Source organism: Mesorhizobium sp. M7A.F.Ca.CA.004.06.1.1 (genome assembly GCF_003999135.1).
Taxonomy (GTDB): Bacteria; Pseudomonadota; Alphaproteobacteria; order Rhizobiales; family Rhizobiaceae; genus Mesorhizobium.
Genome location: NZ_RZPQ01000710.1, coordinates 1 through 3075 on the forward strand (window position 1 = coordinate 1; position 3075 = coordinate 3075).

At 60.2% G+C, this 3075-nt stretch carries 2 protein-coding genes; both read right to left on the reverse strand.

The genetic code is table 11. The features are described from left to right. Positions 1-39: 39 nt before the first annotated feature. Complete coding sequence (locus tag EN906_RS28830; RefSeq protein WP_127375550.1) at positions 40-483, reverse strand: hypothetical protein; 444 nt, start codon at positions 481-483, stop codon at positions 40-42. A 234-nt stretch (positions 484-717) separates the two neighbouring features. Then, positions 718-3075 (reverse strand): carbamoyl-phosphate synthase large subunit (gene carB / locus EN906_RS28835; RefSeq protein WP_127375551.1); only part of this gene is annotated, 2358 nt, incomplete at its 5' end.

The window sequence follows — 3075 nt, forward strand, 5'->3', positions numbered from 1 at the left end:
GAATGGACTTCCGCTCTGAGGAGCAACTATAAAGGAAAATTAGAAAGTCTTGAGTTCTGCGTCGTTATTCAATTTTTCTCGCCAAAAAGTGACGAGGCGTTTAGCGTAGCGCTCAGCAACCTCCGAAGAGGTCGTTGCGCCCATCAGATCAATAAATCCATTAGACTGAGTTGAATTAACGCTACCAACCGAAACCTTCTTGGAAATTTTTATCGAATTTAAATCCCGTATGGTCCCAGAGTACAGATCTTCTTTGTTGTAAAAAGAATGAAATAAGCTTGAAATTGTTCTTCTTTTGACGACCCTTCCTTCGATCCCCATTTCGCGCAGAACGTCTAGGGTTGAAGCCAGCTTATTTCGATTTAACCACTTGGATATAAATCCAGGAAGAAATCCAACAAAATCTAAAACCGCCACAACTGTCGATATCGAAAGTATTATTGTAATTAATAATATAAACGGATCATTGGTAGGTATGGTCATATCGTCAGCCCCCTAGTTATGCCCTAGGGGGCTGAATAACACGTTTCTTTTGACTTCGCTATCGTTGGTGCAGGGCCCCTGATTGCCGCTTTCGATCACCACTGCTGCCGCCTTCGCGTCGATAGAGGCGATGCAATTCTGTTTCTGGCTGAACTCTGCCGCAGCGAGGCCCCAACAGATTACGATCACCCGTGCGGGCTTCCGTCATCTGCCTACGGCAGCTTCTCCCTGTTCTCACGCAAAATACTCCTGCAGCGGCCTGACCTCGAGGCTCCCCGCCTTCAGCGCAGCAATCGCTTCCGCCACCGCAGCCGCACCCGACAACGTGGTGTAATACGGCACCTTCTGCATCAGCGTCGCCCTGCGCAGCGACTTCGAGTCCGACACGGCCTTCTGGCCGTCCGTCGTGTTGAAGACGATCTGCACCTGTCGGTTGCGGATGGCGTCCTCGATGTGGGGGCGGCCTTCCAGGACCTTGTTGATCTTCTGCGCGTCGACACCGTTTTCGGCGAGGAAGCGGGCGGTGCCCGAGGTGGCCAGGACCTTGAAGCCGAGGCCGGCAAGGCGCTTGACCGCCGGCAATATGCCTTTCTTGTCCTCGTCGCGCACCGAGACGAACAGCGTGCCGGAACGCGGCAGGTCGACACCGGCCCCTAACTGGCTCTTGGCGAAGGCGAGCGCGAAATCGCGGTCGAGACCCATGACCTCGCCGGTCGAGCGCATTTCCGGGCCGAGCAGGATGTCGACGCCGGGGAAGCGGGCGAAGGGGAAGACCGCTTCCTTGACCGCGATGTGGCCGGGGTTTCTGGGGTCGGGCATGGCGCCGTAATGGGCGAAGGCGTCTTCCAGTTTTTCGCCGGCCATGATGCGGGCGGCGATCTTGGCAATGGGCCGGCCGATGGTCTTGGCAACGAAGGGCACGGTGCGCGATGCGCGCGGGTTGACCTCCAGCACATAGACCGTGCCATCCTTGATCGCATACTGCACGTTCATCAGCCCGCCGACATTGAGAGCGCGGGCAAGCGCTGCCGTCTGGCGCTCCAGCTCGTCGACCAGTTCGGAAGGCAGCGAGTGCACCGGCAGCGAGCAGGCACTGTCGCCCGAATGGATGCCGGCCTCCTCGATGTGCTCCAATATGCCGGAGACGAAGGTCGACTTGCCGTCGCACAGGCAGTCGACATCGACCTCGATGGCGCCGGAGAGATAGGTGTCGAACAGCAGCGGGTTCTTGCCCAGCAGCGTGTTGATCTGGCCGGTCTTGTCGTTGGGGTATTTCTGCTTGATGTCCTCCGGCACCAGGCCGGGCACGGTGTCGAGCAGATAGGTCTGCAGCATGCCCTCGTCATGGATGATCTGCATGGCGCGGCCGCCCAGCACATAGGACGGGCGCACCACCAAGGGGAAGCCGAGCTCGCCGGCGACAAGGCGGGCCTGCTCGACCGAATAGGCAATGCCGTTCTTCGGCTGGCTGAGGCCGAGCTTGTGCAGCAGCTTCTGGAAGCGGTCGCGGTCTTCGGCGAGATCGATCATGTCGGGCGAAGTGCCGAGGATCGGAATGCCGGCCTTTTCCAGCGCGTCCGCCAGCTTCAGCGGCGTCTGGCCGCCGAACTGGACGATGACGCCAACCAGTTCGCCCGAGGCCTGCTCGGCGCGCAGGATCTCCAGCACGTCTTCCGCCGTCAGCGGCTCGAAATAGAGCCGGTCCGACGTGTCGTAGTCGGTCGAGACCGTCTCCGGGTTGCAGTTGATCATGATCGCTTCGTAGCCGGCATCGCGCAGCGCAAAGGCGGCGTGGCAGCAGCAATAGTCGAACTCGATGCCCTGGCCGATGCGGTTCGGCCCGCCGCCCAGGATGACGACCTTCTTGCGCGACGAGACCTGCGCCTCGTCGGCCAGCGCACCGGCAAACGGCACTTCATAGGTCGAATACATGTAGGCGGTCGGCGAGGCGAACTCGGCCGCGCAAGTGTCGATGCGCTTATAAACCGGATGAACGTCGAGCTTTTCGCGAATCTTCGCAATCACTTCGACGTCTGTTTTCGTCAATGACGCGAGGCGGGCGTCGGAAAAACCCATGGCCTTCAGCATGCGCAGATTGACGGCATCCTCGGGGATGCCGTGCTCGCGGATGCGGGCTTCCATGGCGACGATCCCGGCGATCTGCTCAAGGAACCACGGGTCGATCTTGCACATGGCGTGCACGTCTTCCAGCGACGTGCCCATGCGGATCGCCTGCGCCACCATGCGCAGCCGGTCGGGCGTCGGCGTGCCGAGCGCGGCGCGGATGGCGTTGCGGTCGTCGGCATGGTTGGCCGTCGCCGCACCGTAGCCGAGGCCGGGGATCTCGATTTCGTCGAGGCCGGTCAGGCCGGTTTCCAGTCCACGCAGCGCTTTCTGCAGCGATTCCTGAAAAGTGCGGCCGATGGCCATGACTTCGCCGACCGACTTCATGGCGGTGGTCAGCACCGGCTCGGCGCCGGGGAATTTCTCGAAGGCGAAACGCGGGATTTTCGTCACGACGTAATCGATCGACGGCTCGAAGGAGGCCGGCGTGGCGCCACCGGTGATGTCGTTCTCCAACTCGTCCAGGGT